Origin of the sequence: Streptomyces sp. CA-249302 (assembly GCF_050936785.1) — a bacterium.
Taxonomy (GTDB): domain Bacteria; phylum Actinomycetota; class Actinomycetes; order Streptomycetales; family Streptomycetaceae; genus Streptomyces.
Window position 1 is genome coordinate 8,099,462 of the sequence record NZ_JBNJMG010000001.1, and the last position, 21,115, is coordinate 8,120,576.

Genomic DNA, 21,115 nt, shown 5'->3' on the forward strand with positions numbered 1-21,115 from the left:
CAGTACATGGCGTTCATGTGCGCCACCGGGAAGCACCGCCGTCCCAGCCGCGTCAAGCGTTCCACCGTCCAGGCGGCCGGCGTCGCCGCCCTCGCCACCACCGGTGTCATCGGCACCCTCGCGTCTCCCGCGCTCGCCGCCGACAACTCGGTCGAGCAGACCGGCCTCAACCCCGTCATCGCCATCGGCGACTCCATAGCCGACAAGATCGACGCCCAGGCCGACGCGCAGAAGCAGGCCGCCGAGGAGGCCGCCCGCAAGAAGGCCGCCCTGGAGGCCGCGCGCAAGAAGGCCGCCGCCAAGGCCAAGGCGGAGCGTGAGGCCAAGGAGCGCGCCGCCCGCGCGGCCGAGCGCAAGCGCCTCAACACCTTCGTCGCGCCGATCTCCAACTCGTACGTCTCCACGGGCTACAAGACCGGCGGTTCCCTCTGGTCCTCCGGCAGCCACACCGGCATCGACTTCCACGCGGCGAGCGGTACGTCCGTCCACGCGGTCGGCTCCGGCACGGTCGTGGAGGCCGGGTGGGGCGGGTCCTACGGGAACAACATCGTGATCAAGATGAGCGACGGGACGTACACCCAGTACGGTCACCTGTCGTCCATAGGCGTCTCGGTGGGCCAGACCGTCACCCCGGGCCAGCAGATCGGCCTCTCCGGCGCGACCGGCAACGTCACCGGACCGCACCTGCACTTCGAGGCCCGTACGACCCCCGACTACGGCTCGGACATCGACCCCGTCGCCTACCTGCGCTCGCACGGCGTGAACGTCTGACGACGGACCGCAGGATCTCCTGGAACCCCGGCTCCCCGAGCCGGGGTTTCGCCGTTTCCGTCACCTTGGTGTCCAAAAAATATCCATGGATTCCGACCCCCCGTCGGAAATTCCCGCCGTTTGCAATAGAGTCACCGAACACACGTCAATCGGCGACGTTTCACGGGGATTAAGACGGAGGTCGGTCATGCGTATTCCGGCGCACTCGGTATGCACGGCGATCAGAGACGACATCGTCGCCGGTGTCTACGAGCGCGGGAGCCGCCTCACCGAGGAACTCCTGGCCCGTCGCTACGGCGTCTCGCGCGTCCCCGTCCGTGAGGCCCTGCGCACCCTGGAGGCCGAGGGCTTCGTGGTGACCCGGCGGCACGCGGGCGCGTGCGTGGCCGAACCGAACGAGCAGGAGGCCGCCGACCTGCTGGAGATGCGCATGCTCCTGGAGCCGCTCGGCGCCTCCCGCGCCGCCCAGCGGCGTACAGAGGCCCACCTCAAGGTCCTGCGCGGCCTGGTGAGACTGGGTCAGGAGCGGGCCAGGAGGGGCAGCAGCGAGGATCTGCGCTCCCTGGGCAGCTGGTTCCACGAGACGCTCGCCCAGGCCTCCGGCAGCCCCGCGCTGACCTCGATGCTGACGCAGCTGCGCCACAAGATCGCCTGGATGTACGCCGTGGACGCCCCCGTCAACCCCGTGGAGTCCTGGGCGGAGCACGGCGCGATCGTCGACGCGGTGGCCCGTGGCGACAGCGAACGCGCGCGTGCCGTCACCTCGCTGCACACCGAGCGCTCCAGCGCGGTGCACCGGCTGCGGTTCACCTCCGGCGGCGATCGCACCGACCGTGTGAGGAACTCGCAACATGCCGTAAACATGCCGAGCCTGCGGCATTAACACGGGCGCCGTATACAAAGAAGTGAGAAATTCGCGGGGGTTATTCATGCTGCCCCCGATCGGGAATTCGGCGATCCCGGTGGAGGAAATGCGAAGGGCTCGCCCGGTAATTCGGACGAGCCCTTCTGTGATGCCCTGATCAGACGGTCTCGGGAAGCTCCTCGAGGCCCTCGGAGACCAGCTTGGCCAGACGGTCGAGGGCGACGTCCGCGCCCTCGGCGTCGGAGGCGAGGACGATCTCCTCGCCACCCTGGGCGCCCAGGCCCAGGACGGCCAGCATGGAGGCCGCGTTGACGGGGTTGCCGTCGGCCTTGGCGATCGTCACCGGGATACCTGCGGCCGTGGTGGCCCGGACGAAGATGGAAGCGGGGCGGGCGTGGAGGCCCTCGGCCCAGCCGACGTTGACGCGGCGCTCAGCCATGTGATGCTGCCCTTCGGTGTTCAGGGTTGTCTAGACCAGTTTCCCACACGCGAAGCGTGCCCGGACCGGACCTTCGTCCGTCCGGTGTGAGTAGTCGGGCCGCGGCCTCGGCCCGACTTCCGTCCTGCCCGCTCTGCTGTCGGTTCTCCACAGACTGCCTCGCGCCGTTGTCGGACGCGAGCCGTACTCTGGGGCCCATGCAGACCTCGTCGGACCGGCACGAGTACCCCGCCCACTGGGAAGCCGACGTGGTGCTGCGCGACGGCGGCACCGCACGCATCCGCCCCATCACCGTTGATGACGCCGAGCGCCTGGTCAGCTTCTACGAGCAGGTGTCGGACGAGTCGAAGTACTACCGCTTCTTCGCGCCCTACCCGCGTCTGTCCGCAAAGGACGTCCACCGCTTCACGCACCACGACTTTGTGGACCGGGTGGGACTCGCGGCCACGGTCGGCGGCGAGTTCATCGCCACCGTACGCTATGACCGCATTGGTGCCGACGGCATGCCCGCGTCGGCCCCCGCCGACGAGGCCGAGGTCGCCTTCCTTGTCCAGGACGCGCACCAGGGCCGTGGTGTCGCCTCCGCCCTCCTGGAGCACATCGCGGCCGTCGCCCGCGAGCGCGACATCCGCCGCTTCGCCGCCGAGGTGCTGCCCGCCAACACCAAGATGATCAAGGTGTTCACGGACGCGGGCTACACCCAGCAGCGCCACTTCGAGGACGGCGTCGTACGCCTGGAGTTCGACCTCGAACCCACCGACCGCTCGCTCGCCGTCCAACGCGCGCGTGAGCAGCGCGCGGAGGCGCGGTCCGTACGGCGGCTCCTGGTGCCCGGCTCGGTCGCCGTGGTCGGCACCGGGCGCACCGCCGGGGGCGTGGGCCGCAGCGTTCTCGACAACATCAGGGACGCCGGGTTCACGGGTTCGCTGTACGCCGTGAACAAGGCCTTCCCCGACGACCTCAAGGAACTCGACGGCATCCCCGCCCACCGCTCGGTCCGGGACATCGACGGGCACGTGGACCTCGCGGTCGTCGCCGTGCCCGCCGAGCAGGTGCCCGAGGTCGTCACCGAGTGCGGCGAACACGGAGTGCAGGGGCTGGTCGTGGTCTCCGCCGGGTACGCCGAGAGCGGGCCCGAGGGGCGCGAGCGCCAGCGCGAACTCGTGCGGCACGCGCGCACGTACGGCATGCGGATCATCGGGCCGAACGCCTTCGGGGTCATCAACACCTCGGCCGAGGTACGGCTCAACGCCTCCCTCGCCCCCGAGATGCCCCGCCCCGGCCGCATCGGCCTGTTCGCCCAGTCCGGCGCCATCGGCATCGCCCTGCTGTCCCGGCTGCACCGGCGCGGCGGCGGCGTCACAGGGGTCACCGGCGTCTCGACCTTCGTGTCGTCCGGCAACCGCGCGGACGTGTCCGGCAACGACGTCATCCAGTACTGGTACGACGACCCGGACACCGACGTCGTACTGATGTACCTGGAGTCCATCGGCAACCCGCGCAAGTTCACCCGCCTCGCCCGGCGCACCGCGGCCGCCAAGCCGCTGGTAGTCGTCCAGGGCGCCGGCAGCGCACCGCAAGGGCACGCCGTACGGGCCACGCGCCTGCCGCACGCGACGGTGTCCGCGCTGCTGAGGCAGGCCGGGGTCATCCGTGTCGACACCATCACCGAACTCGTCGACGCGGGCCTGCTGCTGGCCCGGCAACCGCTGCCGAAGGGCCCGCGCGTGGCGATCCTCGGCAACTCCGAGTCGCTGGGGCTGCTGACGTACGACGCCTGCCTCTCCGAGGGGCTCAGGCCGCAGCAGCCGCTGGACCTGACCACGGGGGCCACGGCGGGCGACTTCCACGCGGCGCTGCTGCGGGCCCTCGGGGACGACTCGTGCGACGCCGTGGTCGTCACCGCGATCCCGGCGATCGGCGAGGCCTCGGTCGCGGACGCCGAGCTGGCCGAGGCGCTGCGGTCCGCCGCGGAACAGGTCCCCGGCAAGCCCGTGCTCGTCGTACATGTGGAGCTCGGCGGGCTCGCCGAAGCCCTGTCGGCCGCGGCCGGCACCGCACCGCAGGCCGAGGCCAAGGCCTCCGGTGCCCGCCGGCTCCGCCCTTCGCAGCAGTTGCCCCCGCCGTCCTCCGCACCGACCCCGCCCGGGGCGCCGCGGCCCCCTGACACCGAACCCCGCCTCATCCCCGCCTACCCCGCCGCCGAGCGCGCCGTCCGGGCCCTCGGCGAAGCCGTGAAGTACGCCCAGTGGCGGCGCGAGGCCGCCGAGCCCGGCAAGGTGCCCGAGTACGAGGACATCGACGAGAAGGGCGCCGCCGCCCAGATCGACGGCATGCTCACGCGCGGACAGGGCCTCACCCTCGGCACCGAGGAGACCTGCGAGCTGCTCGGGCGGTACGGAATCGCCGTACGCAGGGCCGTCCCGTCCTTCACCGCGGACGACGCCGCACGGGCCGCCGGGACGCTCGGCTACCCCGTCGCCCTCAAGGCCACCGCCCCGCACCTGCGCCACCGCGCCGACCTGGGCGGCGTACGCCTGGATCTCGCGGACGAGGAGCAACTGCGGCGGGCGTACGCCGAGTTGACCGAGCTGTTCGGGAAGCCCGAGGAGCTGCGGCCGGTCGTGCAGGGCATGGCGCCGCGCGGGGTGGACACGGTGATACGGGCCGTCATCGACCCGGCGGCCGGGGCCGTCGTGTCCTTCGGACTGGCCGGGGCGGCCTCGCAGCTGCTCGGCGACATGGCGCACCGGCTGGTCCCGGTCACCGACCGGGACGCGACCTCGCTGATCCGGTCGATCCGGACGGCACCGCTCCTGTTCGGCTGGCGCGGCTCGACCCCGGTCGACACGCCTGCCCTGGAGGAACTGCTGTTGCGGGTGTCGCGCCTGGTCGACGACCACCCCGAGGTCGTCGCGGTGACCCTGGAGCCGGTCGTCGTCGCCCCGCGTGGCCTGAGCGTTCTCGGCGCCTCCGTGCGCCTCGCGCCCCCGCCCGCGCGCGACGACCTCGGCCCGCGCACCCTTCCCGTCTACTGAGACGAGCCCGGAGACAGCCCTGACCGGTGCCTCGCAGTCAGTGCACCCCCGTAGGATGGACGTCATGGCCAAGACCAGTACGACGACCCAGGGGCTGCGAGCGGCGATCGAGCGCAGCGGCTACTACCCGGCCCTCGTGGCCGAGGCGGTGGAGGCCGCCGTGGGCGGCGAGCCCATCCGGTCGTACCTGGTCCACCAGGAGACGACGTTCGACCAGAACGAGGTGCGGCGGCACGTGACCGTGCTCGTCCTCACCGGCAACCGCTTCATCGTCAGCCACACCGACGAGCAGGCCGCGGACACCACCTCCCCGACGCCGTACGCGACGACCTCCACCGAGTCGGTCAAGCTCGGCCGGATCTCCTCGGTCGTGCTCAGCCGGGTGGTCGCCAATCCGGAGCAGTACCAGCCGGGCACGCTGCCCCGCGAGGTCGTGCTGACCATCGGCTGGGGTGCTGTCTCCCGTATCGACCTGGAGCCCGCCGCCTGCGGCGACCCCAACTGCGAGGCGGACCACGGCTACACGGGCAACTCCACCGCGGACGACCTCAGCCTGCGCGTCAGCGAGGCCGGCGACGGCCCCGAGACCGTGCGCCAGGCCCTCGCCTTCGCCCAGGCGCTCTCCGAGGCGACCGCGGACACCACCCGCTGATGGTCCACGCTCCCTGGGACGCCCACCCCGAACCTCTCTCCGTCGACTCCGCCCCGCTGCCCGAGTACGGCAGCGGCTCCCTCGCCGACCTGCTGCCCACGCTGGCCGCGGGCATGGGCGTACCGGACACGACCTCCGCGATCACCGAGCTGACCCCCGCCGACCGGAACTGCGTGTTCCTGATCGACGGGCTCGGCTGGGAGCAGCTGAGGGCGCACCCGGACGAGGCGCCGTTCATGACCTCGCTGCTCGGCAGCTCGCGCGGCGGCACCGGGCGCCCGCTGACCACCGGTTACCCGGCGACCACCGCGACCTCGCTCGCCTCCGTCGGCACCGGCCTGCCGCCGGGCGCGCACGGCCTGCCCGGCTACACCGCGCGCAATCCGGAGACCGGCGAACTGATGAACCAGCTGCGCTGGCAGCCCTGGACGTCGCCTCGCGCGTGGCAGCCGTATCCCACGATCTTCCAACTGGCCCACGCGGCCGGTGTGCACGCCGCCCAGGTGTCCTCCCCGACCTTCCAGAATACGCCGCTCACCAAGGTCGCGCTCAGTGGCGGAACGTTCCTGGGGCGGCTGTCCGGCGAGGACCGGATGGATCTCGCGGCCGAGCAACTGGCCGCCGGCGACCGCTCCTTGGTCTACACGTACTACGCCGAGCTGGACGGCGCCGGGCACCGCTACGGCGTCGAGTCGGACACCTGGCGCGGCCAGCTCATGCATGTCGACCGGCTGGTCCAGCGCCTCGCCGAGCAACTCCCGCCGCGCACGGCGCTGTACGTCACCGCCGACCACGGCATGATCGACGTCCCGTTCGACGAGCAGCACCGCATCGACTTCGACGAGGACTGGGAACTGCGCGCCGGGGTCGCCCTGTTGGGCGGCGAGGGCCGTGCCCGTCACGTGTACGCGGTCCCCGGCGCCGAGAACGACGTCCTGACCTGCTGGCGCGAGGTGCTCGGCGAGCAGTTCTGGGTGGCTTCGCGGGACGAGGCGATCACCGCGGGCTGGTTCGGGCCGCGCGTCGACGAGCGGGTGTACGCCCGGATCGGCGACGTCGTCGCGGCCGCGCGGGACGACGTGCTGATCATCGCGTCGGAGCGGGAGCCGAAGGAGTCGGCGATGGTCGGCAACCACGGTTCGATGACCCCCGCCGAACAACTGATCCCGTTGCTCGAAGTACGCTCCTGAGGCCCTGCACCCCCCTTCTTCACCGAAAGGTGTTCAACTCCCCATGCCCGAGCTGGTGTTCTTCTCCGGAACCATGGACTGCGGGAAGTCCACGCTGGCTCTCCAGATCGAGCACAACCGCTCGGCGCGGGGTCTGGCGGGCATGATCTTCACGCGCGACGACCGGGCGGGCGAGGGAAAGCTCTCCTCGCGCCTCGGCCTGGTCACGGACGCGGTGGAGGTCGAGGACGACCAGGACCTGTACGCGTACATCGTCGACCACCTCTCGCAGGGCGGCCGGGCGGACTACGTGATCGCCGACGAGGCGCAGTTCCTGGCGCCGGAGCAGATCGACCAACTGGCCCGTGTGGTCGACGACCTGGGCCTGGACGCCTACGCCTTCGGCATCACCACGGACTTCCGCTCCAAGCTCTTCCCCGGCTCCCAACGCCTCGTCGAACTCGCCGACCGCGTGGAGGTCCTCCAGGTCGAGGCCCTGTGCTGGTGCGGCGCCCGAGCCACCCACAACGCCCGCACGATAGGCGGCGAGATGGTGGTCGAGGGCGCCCAGGTGGTCGTGGGCGACGTCGACCAGTCGGACACGATCGGCTACGAGGTCCTCTGCCGCCGCCACTTCAGCCGCCGCATGACAGCGTCAACGGCCCGAGCCGCAGCCCTGTCCCCGGATGTGCTGCCGGTTTCGTCGGCTTAGGGAACGGCCCATTCACCGACGTCGTCGGAGAAGCCGCTGTCCATGGCGAACTGGACGGTGACGACACGGGAGCCGTTCGCCACGGCGAAGGTGATGAAGCCGAGAGCCGTCCTGCCCGGGCTGATGGCCACCGTTCCGGGGAACCCCGGGCCGGCCGTCGTGTTCTCCACCGTGACGCTGAAACGCTGACCCGCCTTGTCGATCACGGTGGCTCCATTGGAAGGGGAGTCGTTGTGGACACCGGTGCCCGTGAGAGTCAGCGTGTCCCCGACCATCCCGTCGGCGGCGGGAGCCAGTGCCAGAGCGGGGACGGCCACCATGATCTGCCTGTGCGGTCCTTCTGGCGAGCCAGGACTCAGTGCGGGCTCTGGACGAGGGAGAAGCGGGCTCCTTCGGGGTCGGCCACCGTTGACACCCTGCCGTGGGCGGTGTCGGCCGGGGGCTTCAGGACGTGGCCGCCGAGGTCGACCAGACGGGTTGTCGCCTCGTCCGTGTCGGCCACCTCGAAGTACGTCATCCAGTGTGGGCCCCGGTCGCGGGGGAGGGCGTGGCCGACGCCGTGGATGCCGGCCACCGGGTGGCCCGCGATGTGGAGGGTGACGTAGTCCAGGTCCGTGGAGGCGGTGGGCTCCTCCTCGTAGCCGAAGACCGTTTCGTAGAACTTGGCCACGCTCGCCGACTCGAAGGTCTGGAGCTCGTTCCAGGCGGGGGTGCCGGGGACGCCGGTGATGCCGGTGCCGAGGTGTGCCGCTGCCTGCCAGATGCCGAAGACCGCGCCCGAGGGGTCGGAGCCGATGGCCAGGCGGCCGGCTTCCGCCGCGTCCAGGGGGCCCACCCCGATCGTGCCGCCGCACAGCCGTACCGTCTCCGCGGTCAGGTCCACGTCGTCCGAGGCGAGGTACGGCGTCCAGGCGACGGGCAGGTGGCGGTCCGCCGGGAGCTGGCCGATGCCGGCCACCTCGTAGCCGTCCAACAGGGCCCGGGCGTAGGGCCCGAGCTGGTGCGGCCCCGGCTCGAACTCCCAGCCGAACAGGGCGCCGTAGAACTCCTCGGTGGCGGCCAGTCCGTGCACCATCAGACTCACCCAGCAGGGCGTGCCGGGCGTGTGCCGGGCGTGCGCGTCGCCGTTCGGGCCGGCCGACCCCCGTGCCTCGGTCATCGTCACTCTCCCTCGACCCCTCGCGGTGGCCGTGTCGATTCCGCTCTCCGGATCCCCGTGCCGATGCTCGCACCACCCGTGCCACCGCGCGCTCCGGGCGCGCCGCGCCCGGGGGCCCGTGCCCCAGAATGCCCGGTGTGCGGTTCACCGTCCGTTTCCGTGCGATGGCCGACGTATGTCCATCGGCTGTACAGCATGTGCCCGAGTCCGTACGCCTCGTGATCGGGCCTGTCCGGCGGAGCAGACTAGCCGGGCATGGACGATGCGGCCACCCCGTGCGCAAGGATGGTGGCCATGAACGCCATCATCTCCGCTTCCGAACTCGCGAGCGACCTGGCGGGAACGACCCCGCCCACCCTGCTCGACGTCCGCTGGCAGCTCAGCGTGGCCAAGGCGGCCGGCGAGCCGTCCTTCGACGGCCGCGCGGAGTACGCGGCCGGGCATATCCCGGGCGCCGTCTACGTCGACCTGGACTCGGAGCTCGCTTCCGCGGCCGGCGGGCGCGGCCGGCACCCGCTGCCCGACCTGGCGGTCTTCGGCGCCGCGATGCGCCGGGCGGGCGTCTCGGCCGGTGCGCCGGTGGTCGTGTACGACGGCGGGCAGGGCTGGGCCGCGGCCCGGGCGTGGTGGCTGCTGCGCTGGACGGGTCACCCGGACGTGCGGGTCCTCGACGGCGGGTTGCCGACCTGGGAGGGGGCGCTCGAGACGTCCGCGCCGGCGCCCGCGGAGGGCGACTTCACGCCGGTTCCGGGGGCGGCAGGGCTGCTGGACGCCGACGGCGCGGCGGCGCTGGCCCGTTCCGGGGTGCTGTTCGACGCGCGCGCGGGGGAGCGCTATCGCGGGGAGGTGGAGCCGATCGACCGGGTCGGTGGGCACATTCCGGGCGCGGTGTCGGCGCCGACGAACGAGAACGTGGGCACCGACGGCCGCTTCAAGCCCGCCGAGGAACTGGCCGAGCGCTTCAAGTCCCTTGGCGCGGGCGGCGGTTCGGACGTCGGCGTCTACTGCGGCTCGGGCGTCTCGGGGGCGCACGAGGTGCTGGCTCTGGCGGTCGCCGGGATCGATGCCGCCCTGTACGTGGGGTCGTGGTCGGAGTGGTCCTCGGATCCGTCGCGGCCGGTCGCCGTGGGGGCCGAGCCCCAGTAGGGCGAGCAGGCCATGTGTAAGGGGCCGCGCCCATGGGCGCGGCCCCTTACACCTCGTACCGTCGCGTCAACCGCCGTACGACCGGCTACTCCTGCTTCTTGCGGCGCGTCCCGAACACGATCTCGTCCCAGCTCGGGACCGCCGCGCGGCGGCCCGGACGGACGCCGTCCGCTTCGGCCTGGCGGTCCGTGGCGCCGACCAGGCGGTCGCGGTGGCTGCCGACCGAACGGGGCATCAGGACGTCCGCGTAGGCGGAACCGGCACCGGCCGAGGCCGCGGGAGCCGGCGGCTCCTCCGCCTCGGGTTCGGCGACGGGCTCCTCCGGGGGCGGAGGGGGTGTCTCCGACGGGCGCTCCGGGACCACCAGGTCGCCGCGGAAGCTCGGTACCGCCTCCAACAGGCTGGTCAGCGAGTCCCGTTCACTCGCCGTGACCTCCTCGGCGGGCTCGGTCGACTGAGCCGGCGGGCTCGGCCGGTGGAGCGCGCCGTCCAGCGGGCGGTCGCGCGGCAGCCGTGCGATGCGCGGGACGAAGGGGAAGCTGGGCTCCGGAGCGGCGAGGTCCTCGGACTCGCCGATCAGCGAGCGCGCCTCCTCGTCGACGGCCTGGACGAGCCGCCTGGGCGGGTCGTACGTCCAGCTCGCCGCGTGCGGTTCGCCCGCGACCCGGTAGACGAGCAGGACCTCCCAGGTGCCGTCGTCGCGGCGCCAGGAGTCCCACTGCACGGTGTCCTTCTCGGCGCCGCGCAGCAGCAACCGCTCCTGGACGGCCTCGCCGAGCTGCGGACCCGCCGCGTTCTCGCCGGGGCGTCGGACAGGGGTCTTGCGGGCCCGCTCGGCCATGAACGCGCGCTCTGCGAGGACGGGGCCCTCGAAGCGGCGTACCCGGTCGACCGGGATTCCTGCGAGCTGCGCGACTTCTTCCGCGCTGGCACCGGCGCGTATACGCGCCTGGATGTCACGCGGACGGAGATGGCTCTCGACCTCGATCTCGATCTGACCGAGACGGGGCCGGTCACCGCGGACGGCGGCGCGGAGCCGCTCGTCGATCGGAAGGGTGTACTCCGTTGAGTCGGCAGCCTTGAGCACCAGCCGTGTGCCGTCATTCGAGACGGCCACGACACGCAGTTCGGGCATGGGGACCTCCCGGGTGGTGCCTGCCGACGTCACGTGCGTCGCTGCTTCCGCTAGTCGAGTGTGGCCTGCCCGGGTGCAGCCTGCCACAACCTTGCCGAGTTGCCCGGCGTGTCGGGCCGGGGCCCTGGATCGCCGTTATGGCACGGTTACCTATTCGCAACGCTAAGTGACCAACTCCGTCACCCTGTGCAACTAGCCCCCTCCCGGCGGTCCTTGAAGCCGCGGACACCCTGGCGGGAGACCGGACCCAGGGCTCGCAACAGTACTCCATTTGGGCCACGTGCGTGGATTGGCTCGCCCCCCAACTTCTGGCAACGGAGCGGGCCCGGCCGCCCGTTGCGGGAATTCCGGGATCTTGAACGTGGCGTACTTCACGGAATCACCAGAAACGGAACTAATGGTTTCGCGTGTACGTCCCTTTCTCGTGCAGTTGGTTGATCAAGTGTGGGAAAGGACGGCAAGGCCCCGGAATGCGTGAAAGGCCGGATATCAGGGAAAAGCGGATCGATCTGAACGTCCCTCAGGTCGCGGGCGGTGCGGTGGCGGCGGTGGTCGCCGCCAAACTCGCCTCGTACTTCGGGGTCTACGGCACGATCCTCGGCGCCGGACTGGTCAGCGTCATCGCGACCTGCGGCGGCTCGCTCTTCCAGCACTTCTTCAGACGGACCGGCGAGCAGCTCCGCGATGCCGCGGCGACCTCCGGCCTCGGGGAGCAAGCGCCCCCGGCTCCGGGCGAGTTCACCGAGGGCACCGTGTACCGGGCGCGGGTCAGGAGCTGGAAGCGGCCGCTGGTGGCGGCGGCCCTGGTCTTCGGCGTCACCATGGCCGGCATCACCGGCTACGAACTCGTCTCCGGCAGCAGCTTCAGCGGCGGCGGGGGCACGACCGTCAGCGACGCCGTCTCCGGCACCGGTTCGTCGTCCTCGAAGTCCGAGTCCGACGACGAACCGGAGTCCACGGCCACGCCGTCGGGGTCCGCGACCGACGGCGCCACCCCCTCGGACAGCGCCTCCTCGCAGAGCGCCGAAGACGGTACGGCGGACAGCTCGACGCCGACCCCGAGCGCCACCGGCAGCCAGGACTCCGACGGCGGCGAGAGCTCGGTCGCTCCCACGCCCAGCGCGTCGGCTACGAGCCCAACACCCTCCGCAAGTAGTCGTTCTGGAACCGCCGATCAGGATCAAGGCGATCCCGCAGCGCAGTGAACTCCCCGAAGCGCGGGTAGACCCCGGCGAAGTACTCGGCGTCCCGGGTGTGGACCTTCCCCCAGTGCGGCCGGCCCTCGTGCGCGGTGAAGATGCGCTCGGCCGCAGTGAAGTACGCCTGGTAGGGGGTGCCCTTGAACATGTGGACGGCGACGTACGCGCTGTCCCGGCCCGACGCGGTGGACAGCGTGATGTCGTCGGCGGGGGCCGTGCGCACCTCGACCGGGAAGCTGACCCGGAGGCCGGAGCGCTCGACCATCGTCCGCAGCTCGCGCAGCACCTCGGTCAGCGCCTCGCGCGGGACGGCGTACTCCATCTCCACGAAGCGCACCCGGCGCGGGGAGGTGAAGACCTTGTACGGGATGTCGGTGTAGGTGCGCGCGGAGAGGGCCTTGCTGGAGATCTGGGCGATCGTCGGGACCGTCGCCGGCACCGCGCGGCCGACCCACTGGGCCACCTGGAAGACGCCGTTGGAGAGGAACTCGTCCTCGACCCAGCCCGCAACCGGGCTCACCGGCTGCTCCGGGCCCGCGCTGCGGTTGTTGCGCTTGGTGTTGGTGGAGCCGGTGTGCGGGAACCAGTAGAACTCGAAGTGCTCGTTCTCGGCCCAGAGTTCGTCGAAGTCGGCGAGCACCTTGTCGAAGGGCATCGGCTCCTCGCGGGCCGTGAGCAGGAAGACCGGCTCCACGGCGAAGGTGATCGCGGTGACGATGCCGAGCGCGCCCAGGCCGATCCGGGCGGCCGCGAAGACGTCCGGGTTCTCCTTCTCGGAACAGGTGAGCACCGCTCCGTCCGCGGTGACCAGCTCCAGTGCCCTGATCTGGGCGGCGATCGAGGCGGACTCGCGCCCGGTGCCGTGGGTGCCGGTGCTGGTGGCCCCGGAGACCGTCTGCTCCATGATGTCGCCCATGTTGGTCAGCGACAGGCCCTCGCGGGCCAGGGCCATGTTGAGCCTCTTGAGGGGGGTGCCGGCCTCCACCGTGACGGTCATGGCATCGCGATCAATCTTGCGGATGCCGGTCAACAGTTGAGGGCGGATCAACACACCGTCCGTCGCGGCGATGGACGTGAAGGAGTGCCCGGTGCCGACCGCCTTCACGGTGAGCCCGTCCTCGGCCGCCTTCCGTACGGCCGCCGCCAGTTCCTCCACGGAGGCCGGCTCGACCTCCCGCGCGGGGCGGGCCGAGACGTTGCCGCCCCAGTTACGCCACGTGCCGTTCTTCGCGCTCGTCGTGCTGCTCAACGGTGCCTCCCCGACGCGGAGCCGGCCTGCTGAGCCGGCGGTACCCCAGGAAACCGACCGCGACCGCGACGGCCCCGGCCACCACCGGAACCCCGTACCCGGCCCGCGCCCCGGCCGCGTCGATGACCCAGCCGGCCACCGAGGAGCCGAGCGCGACGCCGACCGCGAGCCCGGTACTGATCCAGGTCATGCCCTCGGTCAACTGCGCGCGTGGTACGTGCTCTTCGATCAGGGACATCGTCGTGATCATCGTGGGAGCGATGGACAGGCCCGAGACGAACAGCGCCACGGCCAGAAACGGCAAGTTTCCGACCAGTAGGAGGGGGATCATACTCACGGCCATCGCGCATATGCCCAGCAGCCAGCGGCGCTGTGGTGCCCCTGTGAACCGCAGCAGCCCGAAGACGAGTCCCGCCGTACAGGAACCCGCCGCGTACAGCGCCAGGACCACGCTCGCGGCCCCCTTGTGGCCCCGCTCGTCGGCGAAGGCCACGGTCACCACGTCCACCGCGCCGAAGATCGCGCCGGTCGCCACGAAGGTGGCCACCAGAACCTGAAGCCCACGCGCGCGTAGTGCGCTCCTTCCGCCGTGCTGCTCCCGCGGATGCGGCTCGGGCTCGGTGGCCCGCTGGGCGGTCAGCCAGAAGACGCCGACCGTCAGGAAGCAGGCGGCCAGCAGCGGCCCGGCCTCCGGGAACCAGGCAGTGGACAGCCCGATGGAGATGATCGGCCCGAAGATGAAGCACACCTCGTCGACCACGGACTCGAAGGAGTACGCGGTGTGCAGCTGCGGGGTGCCCCGGTACAGGGCGGCCCACCGGGCGCGGATCATCGCGCCCAGACTGGGCACCGCGCCGATGCCGGCCGCGCACACGAACAGCAGCCAGTCCGGCCACCCGAAGCGCGCTGCGAACAGCAGCCCGGCCGCCGAGACGAGCGCGACCAGGGTCGCCGGTCTCAGCACCCGGCGCTGCCCGTGCCGGTCCACCAGCCGGGAGATCTGCGGCCCGATCGCCGCGGCGGCCAGCGCCATGGTGGCCGAGAGGGCGCCCGCGAGCCCGTAGCGCCCGCTGATCTGGGACATCATCGTGACCACGCCGATGCCCATCATCGACAGCGGCATCCGCCCGAGGAACCCCGCGGCGGAGAAGCCCTTGGAGCCGGGGGCGGCGAACAGGGCGCGGTAGGGGCTGGGCACGGCGGGCTCCGGTCAGAGAACGGCAGAGGGGCGTACGGGGTGTGCTGCAGGTGCGGTAAGGCGCGAAGGCAACCGATACAGCTTACGAGTTAGGTCACCCTAATGCACTAGGGAAGCCGCTGTTGGGGCAGCCGCCCCCTGGCCCGCCACCCGCCGTTTCCCGGCTGTCAGTGGCGGGTGGCAGGATCGACCCATGTCAGACGCGCTCGATGCCACCCCCTACGACGCCCTGCTCCTGCTCTCCTTCGGCGGCCCCGAGGGCCCGGACGACGTGGTCCCGTTCCTGGAGAACGTGACGCGCGGGCGCGGCATCCCCAAGGAACGCCTGAAGGAAGTCGGCCGGCACTACTTCCTGTTCGGCGGGGTCAGCCCCATCAACGACCAGAACCGGGCCCTCCTCGACGCCCTCCGCAAGGACTTCGCGGACCACGGCCTGGACCTGCCGATCTACTGGGGCAACCGCAACTGGGCGCCCTACCTGACCGACACCCTGCGCGAGATGACGGTCGACGGGCACCGCCGCATCCTGGTCCTGGCCACCAGCGCGTACGCCTCGTACTCGGGCTGCCGCCAGTACCGCGAGAACCTCGCCGACTCGCTCGCCGCCCTCGAGGCCGAGGGCCTGGAGCTACCGAAGGTCGACAAAGTCCGGCACTACTTCAACCACGAGGGCTTCCTGGAGCCGATGATCGAGGGTGTCCTGAGGTCCCTCGCCGACCTCCCCGAGGAGGTCCGGGACGGCGCCCACCTCGCGTTCTCGACCCACTCGATCCCCACCGCCTCGGCGGACGGCTCCGGCCCGGTCGCGGACCACGGCGAGGGTGGCGCATACGTCGAGCAGCACCTGGACGTGGCCCAGCTGATCGCCGACGCGGTCCGCGAGCGCACCGGCGTGGACCACCCCTGGCGGCTCGTCTACCAGTCCCGCTCGGGCGCCCCGCACATCCCGTGGCTGGAGCCGGACATCTGCGACCACCTGGAGGAGCTGCACGGCGCCGGTGCCCCCGCGGTCGTCATCGCCCCCATCGGCTTCGTCTCCGACCACATGGAGGTCCTCTACGACCTCGACACGGAGGCCAAGGACAAGGCGGCCGAGCTGGGGCTGCCGATGCGCCGCTCGGCCACCGTGGGCGCCGACCCGCGGTTCGCCGCGGCCGTCCGCGACCTCGTGCTGGAGCGCGCGGCCGTGGAGCGCGGCCAGGAGGTCACCCCCTGCGCCCTGGGCGCCCTCGGCGCGAGCCACAACCTCTGCCCGGTCGGCTGCTGTCCGGCCCGCGCCCCGCACCCCGCCGCGGCGGGCGCCGACAGCCCCTACGCGTGAGGAGTGACGTGACCGCCCCCCTCCACCAGGAGCTGCTGGAACTGGCCCAGGAGGCCGCCCGCCGGGCCGGCGACCTGCTCAGGGACGGCCGCCCGGCCGACCTCGCGGTGGCCGCCACGAAGTCGAGCCCCATCGACGTGGTGACCGAGATGGACATCGCGGCGGAGAAGCTGATCACGGACCTGATCTCCGCCCACCGCCCGGACGACGGCTTCCTGGGCGAGGAGGGCGCCGCCACGGAGGGCACCAGCGGCGTCCGCTGGGTGATCGACCCGCTGGACGGCACGGTCAACTACCTGTACGGGCTGCCCACCTGGGCCGTCTCCATCGCGGCCGAGCTGGACGGCGAGACCGTCGTCGGGGTCGTCGCGGCCCCGATGCGCGGTGAGACGTACCACGCGGTCCGGGGCGCCGGAGCCTGGCAGGGCGACCGCCGGCTCACCTGCCGATCGGCCCCGCCCCTGGACCAGGCCCTGGTCTCCACGGGCTTCAACTACGTCACCGAGGTCCGCGCCCACCAGGCCGAGGTGGCCCACCGGCTGATCCCGCTCCTGCGGGACATCCGGCGCAGCGGCTCGGCGGCGGTCGACCTCTGCGACGTGGCCGCCGGCCGCCTGGACGGCTACTACGAGCGCGGGTTGAACGCCTGGGACTACGGAGCGGGCGACCTGATCGCCCGGGAGGCGGGCGCCCTGACCGGTGGCCGCCCCGGAGAGCGCCCCTCACGCGACCTGACTGTCGCGGCCACCCCGGGCGTCTTCGAGCCCCTCCAGCGCCTCCTGGAGGACTTCGGCGCCTGGCACGACTGAGCAGGATCGACCGGAAACCCGGCGCAGCTGACGGAAAACAGTGGGCCCCGGCGCTGGATTCGCCGGGGGCCCACTGCCCTGCTCAAAGCCGATCAGACGCTATGCGCCGACCTCCACACCGTGCTCGGCGGCCAGGCGGCGCAGGTCCTCGAGTTCGGCCTGCTCCACCTCGGCGAGGAAGTCGTCGCCCTCGTCGCGAGCCCGCGTCAGGTCGGACTCGGTCGTCCTTATGCGCTGCAGAAGTCCTGCGGTGAATGCGTCCATGCTGCGCCCCCTCGTCCTGGGTCGTGGGTCGATGGCACGGGGGTGTGCCGTTCGGAAGGGGCGATCACGTCTCCAACAGGTGCCCGGCACAGCCCGCGCCGGGCGGCGACGGTGCCGGACACCCACGCCCACTCTGCGGAAAGCGGATTGCGCCGTACCGCATGGTGCTGCGGCACTAGCAGAGCGTGATCGCGGGGTATGAACCGTCCTCCCCGCGCTTCCTTCCACGGAAACCTCAACCCGACGAGAAAATCTCGCATTCCCGGGCCTCACACCTGTTCTTCATGTTGAGACCATCTCGGCCTCCACGGCTCCGCCCCCGCCTTACAGCCGACTTATGGCCGAAAAGGGCAGGATGGAGGCACACACTCATGAGGATCCCTGCCCGCGTGTGCCCTTGACGGGGCTACGCGGGTGGACACAGGAAGGACAAGCGACGTGCGCGTACTCGTCGTCGAGGACGAGCAGCTGCTCGCCGATGCGGTGGCCACCGGACTGCGCCGGGAGGCCATGGCCGTCGACGTCGTGTACGACGGTGCGGCCGCCCTGGAGCGCATCGGCGTCAACGACTACGACGTGGTCGTCCTCGACCGCGACCTCCCGCTGGTCCACGGCGACGACGTCTGCCGCAAGATCGTCGAGCTGGGCATGCCCACTCGCGTGCTGATGCTCACGGCCTCCGGCGACGTCAGCGACCGGGTCGAGGGCCTGGAGATCGGCGCCGACGACTACCTCCCCAAGCCCTTCGCGTTCAGCGAGCTCATCGCACGCGTGCGTGCGCTGGGCCGGCGCACCAGCGTGCCGCTGCCGCCGGTCCTGGAGCGCGCCGGCATCAAGCTCGACCCCAACCGCCGCGAGGTCTTCCGGGACGGCAAGGAAGTCCAGCTCGCGCCCAAGGAGTTCGCCGTCCTGGAGGTGCTGATGCGCTCCGAGGGCGCCGTCGTCTCCGCGGAGCAGCTCCTGGAGAAGGCCTGGGACGAGAACACCGACCCGTTCACCAACGTCGTACGGGTGACCGTCATGACCCTGCGCCGAAAGCTGGGCGAGCCGCCGGTCATCGTCACCGTCCCCGGCTCGGGATACCGGATCTGATCACCGATGGCCGCCACCCCCGCTCTCCCCACGGCACCCCCGAAGCCCACCTGGGACCCCCGCAAGCCCGAGCCGCCGTTCCCGTGGCTGCGCCCGACCATCCGGATACGGCTGACGCTGCTGTACGGCGGCATGTTCCTGATCGCCGGGATCCTGCTGCTGTCGATCATCTACCTGCTCGCCGCCCAGGCCCTGCACGAGGGCAGCGGACAGTCCTTCCAGGTGACCGGCGCCAACATCGACATCAGCAGCACCACCTGCCCCAAGCTCGACCAGGCCACCAACGACACCGAGCTCAACTCGATCCTCAAGTCCTGCGACGCGGTCCAGCGCCAGCACGCCCTGGACGACCTGCTCAGCCGCTCCCTGCTGGCCCTGCTGGGCCTCGCGGTGATCGCCTTCGCGTTCGGTTACGCGATGGCCGGCCGGGTGCTGTCGCCGCTGGGCAGGATCACCCGCACCGCGCGCGCGGTGGCGGGCTCGGACCTGTCCCGGCGGATCGAGCTGGACGGCCCGGACGACGAGCTGAAGGAGCTGGCGGACACCTTCGACGACATGCTGGAACGCCTCCAACGGGCCTTCACCGCCCAGCAGCGCTTCGTCGGCAACGCCTCGCACGAGCTGAGAACACCGCTCGCGATCAACCGCACGCTCCTGGAGGTCCATCTCTCCGATCCGAACGCGCCGATGGAGCTGCAACAGCTCGGCAAGACGCTGCTGGCCACCAACGAGCGCAGCGAGCAGCTCGTGGAGGGGCTCCTGCTGCTCGCCCGCAGCGACAACCAGATCGTCGAGCGCAAGCCGGTCGACCTCGCCGAGGTCGCCCAGCAGGCCGTCGACCAGGTGCACGCGGAGGCACAGGCCAAGGGCGTGGTGATCCGCGGCGAGCAGAAGCCCGCCGTGGTCCAGGGCAACGGCGTACTGCTGGAGCGGATCGCGCTGAACCTCGTGCAGAACGCGGTGCGGTACAACGTGTCCGAGGGCGGCTGGGTCGAGGTGACCACCGAGGTCCAGCACGGTCAGGCTGTCCTGGTCGTGTCGAACACCGGGCCGGTCGTACCGGCGTACGAGGTCGATAACCTGTTCGAGCCGTTCCGGCGGCTGCGTACCGAGCGCACGGGCAGCGACAAGGGCGTCGGCCTCGGCCTGTCCATCGTCCGGTCCGTGGCCCGGGCGCACGGCGGGCACATTTCGGCACAGCCGCGAGAGGGGGGCGGGCTGGTGATGCGCGTCACACTGCCCATCTGAGATGGGATCGTGGGCGCACGGGGTTGTTCGCTTTGCGCGGAATTTTCCGGGCTTCGAAGCGGGTACTTCGTGTGTGATCGATCACATGGGCGAATTTCCGGCCATCTACTCTCCGTGATCATGTAAGCAGTCGGAAAGCCGGGAAAATCCGGGTTTTCGGGTGTCGAGATCACGGGAAGTACAGGTTGAGACGCCTTTGAAGTGCGGCAGGGGGACCGTGTACGGTCCCGTTCGCCATCCAAGCCGATCACTCTTGAGGGGTCCGATTGGGTGTCGATTGAGTAACAGACCTTGATGTGAGGCAAAATCTCCGCCTCGAGGCGGGCACAAGTCCGGCCTCTCACGCGTTACGTGCGCTGGAGACACCCGCAGACACCCAGAGGGGGAGAGCGAAATGGCAACGGATTACGACACCCCACGCAAGACCGACGACGACGTCGATTCCGACAGCCTTGAGGAGCTCAAGGCCAGGAGGAACGACAAGTCGACCTCGGCGGTCGACGTCGACGAGTTCGAGGCCGCGGAGGGCCTTGAACTGCCCGGAGCCGACCTCTCGAACGAGGAGCTGGCCGTCCGGGTGCTGCCCAAGCAGCAGGACGAGTTCACTTGCATGAGCTGCTTCCTGGTGCACCACCGCAGCCAGCTGGCCAGGGAGAAGAACGGTCAGCCGATCTGCCGCGACTGCGACTGAGGACGGGTCGGCCGTGACTGGCTCGACCCCACCTCGGAAGCGCCGCTTCCTCCCGTCGGGAGCGGACCAGGGGCCGCAGGCAGGCCCCCACGGCACGCGTGACGACGAGCGGGGCTCGTCCGGTACGACATCCGGCAGCACCGGATCCACCGGATCGGCCTCGCTCGAACCGGCGGCGCACCGGGTTGACCTCCCGGTGCCGTCGGAGCGGAAACCTGCGCCCGTCGCCAAGCGGCGGGCTGCGGCGATCCGGGACAAGGCCACGGAAGGCGTCCGTAAGGGCGGCAGCCGGGCCAGGGCGGGTCTGGCGTACCTCACCGACCGGATCATCGAGAACGCCCCGCGGATCCCCGTACGCGACCTCGCGACCCTCCGCAGGCAGTTCCCGGGCCTCGGGCCCGAGCAACTCGCCGACAAGCTCGTGATGGGCGCCGCGGCCGCGACCTCGACGGTCGGAGCGGGGATCGGAGCGATGGCGATGCTGCCCGTGCCGCCCGCCATGCCGACGGAGCTCGCCGCCGAGATCACCGGCGTCGCCGCGATCGAGCTGAAGCTCATCGCCGAACTGCACGAGGTCTACGGCGTACGACCGCCCGGCAACCTCAAGGAGCGCAGCACCGCCTACCTGAACTCCTGGTCGGGAGAGCGCGGGGTCGACGTGACGAAGCCGTCGAGCTTCGGCGGCGCGGTCAACAGCCAGATGAAGCACCAGCTGCGGCAGCAGATCATGAAGCGCGTGGTGCGCGACCTGCCGAACCTGATGCCCTTCATGGTGGGCGCCGCGGTGGGCGCGGTCATGAACCGCCGCGACACCAAGAAGCTCGCAGAGCGCATCCGCAAGGACCTGCGCAAGACGCAGGTGTCCTGGGACGCGCTGCCCGAACTGCCCGCCCTGGAGGCCCCAGCACAGCCGCTGGACCTCGGGGACATCGCCAGGGAACTCGGCCGCTGAGCGGCC

Annotated in this window: 21 protein-coding genes; 14 read left to right on the plus strand and 7 right to left on the minus strand. The window is 71.1% G+C overall.

Translation table 11 applies throughout. The annotated features are described in order from the left end of the window. The first annotated feature begins 6 nt into the window (after positions 1–6). Together ACQEWB_RS36705 and ACQEWB_RS36710 are read left to right on the plus strand one after the other, a co-directional pair. Positions 7–771 (plus strand): M23 family metallopeptidase, encoded by a 765-nt coding sequence (locus ACQEWB_RS36705; RefSeq protein WP_432838822.1) that lies wholly within the window; start codon positions 7–9, stop codon positions 769–771. Positions 772–958: 187 nt separating this feature from the next. Next, a complete protein-coding gene (locus tag ACQEWB_RS36710; protein ID WP_432838824.1) occupies positions 959–1,654 on the plus strand; it encodes a GntR family transcriptional regulator in 696 nt (231 codons plus the stop codon). Between the two features lie 139 nt (positions 1,655–1,793). Here ACQEWB_RS36710 and ACQEWB_RS36715 read toward each other — a convergent pair whose 3' ends face one another. After that, positions 1,794–2,075 carry an HPr family phosphocarrier protein gene (locus ACQEWB_RS36715; protein ID WP_062703811.1) on the minus strand — a complete coding sequence of 94 codons (282 nt, stop codon included), beginning with the start codon at positions 2,073–2,075 and terminating at the stop codon, positions 1,794–1,796. A gap of 197 nt (positions 2,076–2,272) precedes the next feature. Here ACQEWB_RS36715 and ACQEWB_RS36720 point away from each other — a divergent pair, with 197 nt between their 5' ends. From ACQEWB_RS36720 to ACQEWB_RS36735, 4 genes are read left to right on the plus strand one after another with little or no spacing between them, the layout of a single operon-like run. Then, the gene (locus ACQEWB_RS36720; protein ID WP_432838827.1) at positions 2,273–5,113 is read left to right on the plus strand and encodes a GNAT family N-acetyltransferase; all 2,841 of its coding nucleotides are present in this window, start codon (positions 2,273–2,275) and stop codon (positions 5,111–5,113) included. Between the two features lie 55 nt (positions 5,114–5,168). After that, complete coding sequence (locus ACQEWB_RS36725; protein ID WP_432838829.1) at positions 5,169–5,765, plus strand: DUF5998 family protein; 597 nt, start codon at positions 5,169–5,171, stop codon at positions 5,763–5,765. Then, positions 5,765–6,955, plus strand: a complete 1,191-nt coding sequence (locus tag ACQEWB_RS36730) for an alkaline phosphatase family protein (RefSeq protein ID WP_432838831.1) — start codon at positions 5,765–5,767, stop codon at positions 6,953–6,955. Before ACQEWB_RS36725 ends, ACQEWB_RS36730 begins: the two co-directional genes overlap by 1 nt. Positions 6,956–6,998: 43 nt before the next feature. Beyond that, positions 6,999–7,646, plus strand: a complete 648-nt coding sequence (locus ACQEWB_RS36735; protein WP_432838833.1) for a thymidine kinase — start codon at positions 6,999–7,001, stop codon at positions 7,644–7,646. Here ACQEWB_RS36735 and ACQEWB_RS36740 read toward each other — a convergent pair. Further along, a complete protein-coding gene (locus ACQEWB_RS36740; protein WP_432838835.1) occupies positions 7,643–7,966 on the minus strand; it encodes a hypothetical protein in 324 nt (107 codons plus the stop codon). The two genes, ACQEWB_RS36735 and ACQEWB_RS36740, sit on opposite strands and share 4 nt — an antisense overlap. Positions 7,967–8,001: 35 nt before the next feature. Further along, the gene (locus ACQEWB_RS36745) at positions 8,002–8,805 is read right to left on the minus strand and encodes a VOC family protein (RefSeq protein ID WP_432838837.1); all 804 of its coding nucleotides are present in this window, start codon (positions 8,803–8,805) and stop codon (positions 8,002–8,004) included. Between the two features lie 294 nt (positions 8,806–9,099). Between ACQEWB_RS36745 and ACQEWB_RS36750 the strand changes: the two genes are divergently transcribed. Beyond that, positions 9,100–9,951, plus strand: a complete 852-nt coding sequence (locus tag ACQEWB_RS36750) for a sulfurtransferase (protein ID WP_432838839.1) — start codon at positions 9,100–9,102, stop codon at positions 9,949–9,951. A gap of 85 nt (positions 9,952–10,036) precedes the next feature. On the opposite strand, the gene sepH is transcribed toward ACQEWB_RS36750, so the two are convergent. Then, a complete protein-coding gene (sepH, locus tag ACQEWB_RS36755; protein ID WP_432838841.1) occupies positions 10,037–11,086 on the minus strand; it encodes a septation protein SepH in 1,050 nt (349 codons plus the stop codon). A gap of 470 nt (positions 11,087–11,556) precedes the next feature. On the opposite strand from sepH, the gene ACQEWB_RS36760 reads away from it, so the two are divergent. Beyond that, complete coding sequence (locus ACQEWB_RS36760; protein WP_432838843.1) at positions 11,557–12,291, plus strand: hypothetical protein; 735 nt, start codon at positions 11,557–11,559, stop codon at positions 12,289–12,291. Here ACQEWB_RS36760 and ACQEWB_RS36765 read toward each other — a convergent pair. Next, on the minus strand, positions 12,215–13,534 hold the full coding sequence (locus ACQEWB_RS36765; protein ID WP_432838845.1) for a D-arabinono-1,4-lactone oxidase: 1,320 nt from the start codon (positions 13,532–13,534) through the stop codon (positions 12,215–12,217). The two genes, ACQEWB_RS36760 and ACQEWB_RS36765, sit on opposite strands and share 77 nt — an antisense overlap. Continuing rightward, the gene (locus ACQEWB_RS36770) at positions 13,494–14,732 is read right to left on the minus strand and encodes an MFS transporter (protein ID WP_432838847.1); all 1,239 of its coding nucleotides are present in this window, start codon (positions 14,730–14,732) and stop codon (positions 13,494–13,496) included. Before ACQEWB_RS36770 ends, ACQEWB_RS36765 begins: the two co-directional genes overlap by 41 nt. 193 nt (positions 14,733–14,925) lie before the next feature. Here ACQEWB_RS36770 and ACQEWB_RS36775 point away from each other — a divergent pair, with 193 nt between their 5' ends. Together ACQEWB_RS36775 and ACQEWB_RS36780 are read left to right on the plus strand one after the other, a co-directional pair. Continuing rightward, positions 14,926–16,053, plus strand: coding sequence for a ferrochelatase (locus ACQEWB_RS36775; protein WP_432838849.1), 1,128 nt, complete (start codon positions 14,926–14,928; stop codon positions 16,051–16,053). Between the two features lie 8 nt (positions 16,054–16,061). Continuing rightward, positions 16,062–16,862, plus strand: coding sequence for an inositol monophosphatase family protein (locus ACQEWB_RS36780; protein ID WP_432838851.1), 801 nt, complete (start codon positions 16,062–16,064; stop codon positions 16,860–16,862). A 99-nt stretch (positions 16,863–16,961) separates the two neighbouring features. Here ACQEWB_RS36780 and ACQEWB_RS36785 read toward each other — a convergent pair whose 3' ends face one another. Then, positions 16,962–17,126, minus strand: coding sequence for a hypothetical protein (locus ACQEWB_RS36785; protein ID WP_432838853.1), 165 nt, complete (start codon positions 17,124–17,126; stop codon positions 16,962–16,964). Between the two features lie 438 nt (positions 17,127–17,564). Between ACQEWB_RS36785 and ACQEWB_RS36790 the strand changes: the two genes are divergently transcribed. The 4 genes from ACQEWB_RS36790 (at position 17,565) to ACQEWB_RS36805 (ending at position 21,109) form a co-directional block, all read left to right on the plus strand. Then, on the plus strand, positions 17,565–18,218 hold the full coding sequence (locus tag ACQEWB_RS36790) for a response regulator transcription factor (protein WP_003993508.1): 654 nt from the start codon (positions 17,565–17,567) through the stop codon (positions 18,216–18,218). Positions 18,219–18,224: 6 nt separating this feature from the next. Continuing rightward, positions 18,225–19,466 (plus strand): sensor histidine kinase, encoded by a 1,242-nt coding sequence (locus ACQEWB_RS36795; protein WP_432838855.1) that lies wholly within the window; start codon positions 18,225–18,227, stop codon positions 19,464–19,466. Between the two features lie 394 nt (positions 19,467–19,860). Then, on the plus strand, positions 19,861–20,157 hold the full coding sequence (locus tag ACQEWB_RS36800) for a DUF4193 domain-containing protein (RefSeq protein ID WP_005481602.1): 297 nt from the start codon (positions 19,861–19,863) through the stop codon (positions 20,155–20,157). Between the two features lie 13 nt (positions 20,158–20,170). Further along, positions 20,171–21,109, plus strand: a complete 939-nt coding sequence (locus tag ACQEWB_RS36805; RefSeq protein WP_432838861.1) for a hypothetical protein — start codon at positions 20,171–20,173, stop codon at positions 21,107–21,109. The last annotated feature ends 6 nt before the right edge of the window (positions 21,110–21,115 follow it).